General features: G+C 39.2%; 5 protein-coding genes. 4 read left to right on the top strand and 1 reads right to left on the bottom strand.

What is annotated here, in order from left to right; genetic code table 11:
- Window positions 1–67 precede the first annotated feature (67 nt).
- From ACM0OR_RS27375 to ACM0OR_RS27365, 3 genes are all read left to right on the top strand, one after another.
- Window positions 68–412 (top strand): type II toxin-antitoxin system Phd/YefM family antitoxin, encoded by a 345-nt coding sequence (locus tag ACM0OR_RS27375; RefSeq protein WP_414579553.1) that lies wholly within the window; start codon window positions 68–70, stop codon window positions 410–412.
- A 2-nt stretch (window positions 413–414) separates the two neighbouring features.
- On the top strand, window positions 415–705 hold the full coding sequence (locus ACM0OR_RS27370; protein ID WP_414579552.1) for a type II toxin-antitoxin system RelE/ParE family toxin: 291 nt from the start codon (window positions 415–417) through the stop codon (window positions 703–705).
- 177 nt (window positions 706–882) lie between these two features.
- On the top strand, window positions 883–1635 hold the full coding sequence (locus tag ACM0OR_RS27365) for a hypothetical protein (RefSeq protein WP_414579551.1): 753 nt from the start codon (window positions 883–885) through the stop codon (window positions 1633–1635).
- 7 nt (window positions 1636–1642) lie between these two features.
- On the opposite strand, the gene ACM0OR_RS27360 is transcribed toward ACM0OR_RS27365, so the two are convergent.
- A complete protein-coding gene (locus tag ACM0OR_RS27360; protein ID WP_414579550.1) occupies window positions 1643–2545 on the bottom strand; it encodes a pyridoxamine 5'-phosphate oxidase family protein in 903 nt (300 codons plus the stop codon).
- Window positions 2546–2763: 218 nt separating this feature from the next.
- Between ACM0OR_RS27360 and ACM0OR_RS27355 the strand changes: the two genes are divergently transcribed.
- Entirely contained in the window at window positions 2764–6414 is a 3651-nt protein-coding gene (locus ACM0OR_RS27355) for an NB-ARC domain-containing protein (RefSeq protein ID WP_414579549.1), read from the top strand.
- Window positions 6415–6613 lie beyond the last annotated feature (199 nt).

Raw genomic sequence — 6613 nt, 5'->3', positions numbered from 1 at the left:
CTAGCATCCCTAGGTTCTATAGATGATGTTTTTTGTCAATGCGTAAGTCCTATTCAATATTTAATTTATGATTAATTTAGAGCAAATTCACTCACTTACAGACTTTAAACGCAACGTCAAACAGTTTCTAGAGCGTATCAAGGCGACCAAATCACCTCTTGTGCTTACCGTCAATGGTAAAGCAGAAGTCGTTGTCCAGGATGCAAGTGCCTTTCAGGAAATGATAGATAGACTTAAGTGTGCAGAAGAAGAACTGCGTCAACTGAAGTTAGAAGCATTACAACGAGATATTGCGATCACAGCCGAACAGCTAAAGCATGGAGAATATACTGAATATGATGATGAGTCCCTGTCTAATTTGCTGGAAAATATCAAGGCACGAGGACAGAGTAAGCTAAAGTGGGATAGCTGACAATGAATCATTACAGACTTTCCCAGCAAGCCGAACAAGACTTGGAAGATATCTGGACTTACCTTGCTCAACAGAATCAACTTGCAGCCGATAAACAGATAGCTCAAATTCTGAATCGTTGTCCAATGCTTGCTCAGTTTCCTGATATGGGCAAAAAGCGAGATGATTTAATGAAGGAATTGAAAAGCTTTCCTGTGAAGCCTTACGTTGTGTTTTACACAAAAATAACTGATGGTGTAGAAATTTTGGCTCTTCAGTTCCTTTTATGGAGTCGAATAATAAATAAAATCTAATCAAAGCCTATGTTCCTTGCTATGACTGGATTTTAAATTTTTTAGCCTTTCTATAAAACGGCTATTTTAATGCCTTACCATAAAACCAACGCAAGAGCCGAAATTTTTCGAGTATTACATCAATCAAGAGATATTGAAGGCGAGTTTTCTTAATTTAATTTACTTGCTAATTTATTTATGCACATTTTTGATACACAAATCATTTCTTATTCTTTCAAAGGTTTATATCATAATTCAATTTCACAGCAATATATTGCTTCTATAACAGCACAAGAATTTTTGTTAATTCAAAGCGATTATCCAACAAAGGCTAACTACTATGTACCATTACCTAATAACTTAAAATTATTGCCAGATGATAAGGGATTTCCTAAAAGAGACCATCCTTTTTCTAAAGGCTTGACAGACCAAATAATTTTAGAATTTGCCCAGGATTATCCGACAGTAATTGAGTTTGGAAATCTTGCTATTGCTGATATCATTAATACTCAGGAAAAATATCTATTCAATGAGGCTATTCGTTTTTTAGAAAAACCAATAAGAAAAATAATTTGGAGTAGATTCAATTTTTTATTGGATTGCAATGTCAAGTGCATACCTCTTAGCCAAAGTACGCTTGAGTTAGGGATAAAGCTTTTCTATGAATTTACTTTATCTCATAATACTAAACAAAAATATAGAAATACTGTTAACGACGTTTTAATACTCGCTACAGCAATTAATTCATCAGCAGTTTTGATTACGCAAGACTCTTTACTTAAGAGATTTGCATCCGAATACTATAATGCTTTAATCAAGGAAGATAAAGAATTTATTTCTCTAGATTTTAGAAGTTTCTCAGATGATGGCAGAAGTAAAAGTCGAGAGAGTAAAGGCTACATTAACAAAGGATGGCAAGTCAGAATGCAAAACTATACAGGGATTTGGTGAAATAAAGTTACCTAGAAGATGGATTCACAGGAGAATATTCGCCAAAGTGCCAACATAGAGGAGTAGCATTTTTAATTTCCAAGACCTGCTCAATATCAAACTCTACTATACGCTGCGCCCCAGCAAACTCACTTAATCTTTCTATATCCCAAATTACTTTTGCTTTTCCAGTTAATTGCAATGTGTGACCTTGTTCAAAATCAATAAATAATAAACCCGCATTGGGATTTACAATTAAGTTACCGAAGGTCTGAAACATATTATTACCAGAGTAATCGGGAAACACAAGCTTATTACTATTCACAACTTGCACAAATCCTGGAAGTCCTCCTCTGTGGGAAGCATCAGCCCCACTTTCAGGATGATAACTAGCGATAAAAAAGGTATCAGCTTGGGTTATCCAAAGTTGATTTGTCTCGCTCAAAGCATCTCTGATAAAAGTTTCAGGTTGTTCTAGTGAATCAATTACAGTTTTTTCTATGTGACGTATCTGAATATATTTAGGACAGTTAAAAAATACCTGCTGAATTTCTACTTTTATGTTCTCCTGATTTACCTCTGCTTTGCCATTCAAACGCAAACGCCTGCGGTTTGCCAAATCAATTACTAATAGCCCAATATTATTGTTATTTGGCAGATTTTGGTGTAATGGGTCGGTTTGTATGGGAGTAGTATTAATCTGTATGGTTTGCGTGTTTAAGACCTCTACAAAACCAGGTTTTCCTGTTAATAAAGATGCCCAGACTCTAGCTTTGCTATCAACTGTACTAGCAATTGCTAATTGTTGCGTATGCAGAAATTCTTGAGCAGATGATTTGATTGTACTACTAATAACATTACACAGACGTTGCGCCTCTTCTCGCACTCCCGCCTGAGTTTGGACTCTAATTTCTCCAGAATGGAAAGACATTGGATTAATTCGTAATTAAGAAATGACATTGTATAATTTCTATACATTTATTTAATATTCGTTATATAATCTCAAATTTTCAAGATCAGTTTTGGAGTTATGGCAACAAGGATAAATGATCTTGGCGATCGCAAAATTTTATGCTATTGCAAAAAACCTTGTCATTCTGCAAATATATCTATAAATGATTCGGGTATAGCAAGACGCACTTAAAAATTGTGGCTACTCTCAAAGCTTCTCAACAGGGACTCGCAAGCATTAAACAAGCTAGAAGTGAAAAGGCTTGGTCTGTTGATGATTTTAGATGGATGGAATTAGCCAGTGAAGTTTTAGGTGTCTCTTGGCAAGAACATGGTGTTCTCGCTGTTGGTGTATCAGAAGGAACATGGAAACGTTTCTTAGCCGGAAAGCAGGCGATTAATGCTGAGGCGTTTAAAGCCTATTGTCAGGTGCTTGGGTTGAATTGGGAAGAGGTGGCAGAAGAGGACAAGGGGGACAAGGGGACAAGGGGACAAGGAGAATTTTTGCTATTTCCCTCTTTTGTGGCAGATTGGGGGGAAGCACCTGATGTATCAATTTTTTACGGTCGCAGTGAAGAACTGGAGACTGTTAAGCGATGGGTGACGCAGGACAACTGTCGCCTAGTGACGTTGCTGGGAATGGGTGGAATTGGTAAAACGACTCTATCGGTTAAGCTGGCACAAGAAATTATTGGCAGTCGAGGGGACAATGAGACAAGGGAACAAGGGGGAATTTCATCTTCCTCATCCCCAGTTCAGTACATAATTTGGCGTAGTCTCCGCAATGCGCCGCCGGTGGAAGATGTTTTGGCTCAATTGATTCAGTTTGTATCTCAACAGCAAGAAACAAGTTTACCAAATCAGTTAAACGGGAGAATCTTGCTTTTACTCAAGTATTTACGTTCGTCGCGTTGTCTCATAATTCTGGATAATGCTGAGTCAATTTTACAAGCAGGCGATCGCACTGGTCGTTATCGTGCTGGATGTGAAGGTTACGGTCAACTCCTGCAATGTGTAGCCGAAACTTCTCATCAAAGTTGTTTAATACTTACTTCGCGGGAAAAACCCCAAGGACTCGCTAAGTATGAAGGGGAGAGTTTACCAGTGCGTTCTCTACAACTTACAGGTTTACAAGAAAAAGAAGGGCGGGAATTATTTAACGTTAAAGGTAAATTCACAGCTTCCCCAGACCAATGGCAAGTTTTAGTTTCCCGCTATGGCGGTAATCCTTTAGCTCTGAAGATTGTAGCCTCTTCTATCCATGATTTTTTTGATGGCAATGTTGCCCAATTTCTGGAAATTTCTCAGCAAGGTACATTTATCTTTGACGATATTCGTGACCTGCTTGACCAACAGTTCCATCGTCTCACAGTCTTGGAACGAGAGATTATGTACTGGTTAGCCATCAACCGCGAACCTATTTTTTTAGGAGAGTTACAAGCAGATTTTGTGGCTCATGTCCCACCCCGCGAATTGCTAGAATCACTCTCGTCACTGCAAAGGCGTTCTGTAATTGAAAAAAATGCTGGTGGCTTTACTCAACAACCTGTGGTGATGGAGTATGTCAGTAATCAGTTAATTGAGCAAGTTTGTGAGGAAATCAAGCAATGGGGAATAGAAAAGCTATCTTCTTCCTCTACTCCCTTATTTACAAGTCATGCACTCATTAAGGCACAAGCTAAAGATTATGTACGGGAGACACAAATTAGTCTGATTGTTCAGCCTGTTATCGATAAATTAATTACAGAAGTGGGCTGTTTGGAAAATATAGCTAATTGCCTCACTCAAATTCTCTCCAACCTACGTAATAAGTCTCCTCAAGTAACGGGCTATGCTGGTGGCAATGCTTTGAATCTGCTACATCAAGCAGAAATTGACCTTACTGGCTTTGACTTTTCGGGTTTAACTGTATGGCAAGCTTATCTTCAGGGCGTAAACCTGCATGATGTTAATTTTGTCGGCTCAGATTTATCTCGCTGTGTTTTTACTGAGACTTTGGGTAATATTTTATCTGCTGCTTTTAGTCCAGATGGTCAACTTTTGTCTACCTGTGACACCGATTGTCATATTCGTGTATGGGAGGTGAAAACAGGTAAATTATTTCTGATTTGTCAAGGACACACTAACTGGGTGCGCTTTGTCATGTTTAGCCCAGATGGTGAAATTTTGGCGAGTTGCGGTGCTGACCAGAAGATTAAACTTTGGAATGTCAGAGATAGTGTTTGTATAAAAACGTTGAATGGGCATGATCATGAAGTATTTTCTGTAGCGTTTCATCCAGAGGGTGAGACTTTAGCCAGTGCTAGTGGTGATAAGGCTATAAAACTTTGGGATATCCGCAGTGGTACGTGCTTGCAAACCCTTACAGGTCATACAGACTGGGTACGTTGCGTTGCTTTCAGTCCAGATGGGCAAACCTTAGCCAGTAGTGGCGCTGACCACACAATTAAACTTTGGGATGTGCATCAAGGTAAATGCTTGAGAACATTGCAAGCACATACTGGGTGGGTGCGTTCAGTGGCGTTTAGTGGAGATGGGCAAACTTTAGCTAGTGGTAGTGGCGATCGCACCATCAAACTCTGGAATTATCATACAGGTGAATGCCTGCAAACTTACACCGGACATACTAACAGCGTCTATTCTATTGCCTATAGTCCTGATAGTAAAATTTTAGTCAGTGGGAGTGGCGATCGCACTATCAAACTCTGGGATTGTCAAACCCATACTTGTATCAAAACTCTACATGGTCATACCAATGAAGTTTGTTCCGTCGCCTTTAACTCAGATGGACACACGTTAGTAGGCGTGAGTTTAGACCAAAGCGTTAGACTTTGGGATTCTCGTACTGGACAATGTTTAAAGACTTGGTACGGAAATACAGATTGGGCTTTACCTGTAGCTTTTAGTCCTGACGGGCTAATTTTAGTCAGTGGTAGTAATGACAAAACTGTTAAGCTATGGGATTGGCAGACTGGCAATTGCATTAGCAGCTTACAAGGGCATACAGACTTTATTTATGGTATTGCCTTTAGCCCAGATGGACAAATTTTGGCAAGTGCGAGTACAGATTCTTCAGTAAGATTGTGGAACATCAGTACAGGAAAATGTTTCCAAATTTTACTCGGACATACAGATTGGCTATATGCCGTTGCTTTTCATCCCCAAGGTAAAATTCTTGCCACTGGTAGCGCAGATTGTACAGTTAAGCTATGGGATATTAGCACAGGTCAATGTCTCAAAACCTTAAGCGAACATAGCGATAAAATTCTAGGAATTGCTTGGAGTCCAGACGGACAAATGTTAGCTAGTGCCAGTGCTGACCAATCTGTAAAACTGTGGGATTATTGTCAAGGTGATTGCATCAACACATTACAAGGACACGATAGTCGTGTTTACTCAGTTATTTTTAGTCCCAATGGTGAAATTATCGCTACTTGCAGCACTGACCAAACAGTGAAACTATGGAATTGGCAGACAGGTAAATGCCTCAAAACATTGACTGGACATACAAACTGGGTATTTGCCATTGCATTTAGTCCTGATGGTAAGACCCTTGCTAGTGCATCCCATGACCAAACTGTGAGAATTTGGGATGTGAATACAGGCGAATGCAATCATGTCTGCGTTGGGCATACACATTTAGTATCTTCCGTAGCTTTTAGTCCAAATGTAGAAGTTGTCGCAAGTGGTTCTCAAGACCAAACCGTGAGGATTTGGGATGTAAAAACGGGCGAGTGTTTAAAGATTTTGCGAGCAAAACGGCTGTATGAAGGGATGAATATTACTAGAGTGAAAGGGTTAACTGATGCGACGATTTTGACGTTGCAATCTTTGGGTGCAGTGGGTTAACTTTTTCTACTAGATTGCTGGCGATATCTCATGACAAGCTGTCTTGCGTCTACGCCATAATAAACTGAACTTATATAGCAGTAGCCATCTATGTTCCCTGTTGCCCGTTCCCCGTTCCCTAGAAATTAAAATATAATGTCCTAACCAATAGACCTATCTTTAAAATAAATTTTATAGGAAAATAAACAGAGAAGATAAA

Origin of the sequence: Anabaena sp. CCY 9402-a (genome assembly GCF_963920945.1) — a bacterium.
GTDB classification, from domain to species: domain Bacteria; phylum Cyanobacteriota; class Cyanobacteriia; order Cyanobacteriales; family Nostocaceae; genus Trichormus; species Trichormus minutissimus.
The sequence above is the reverse complement of the archived record's forward strand: the minus strand, read 5'-3'. Positions and strand labels throughout refer to the sequence as shown.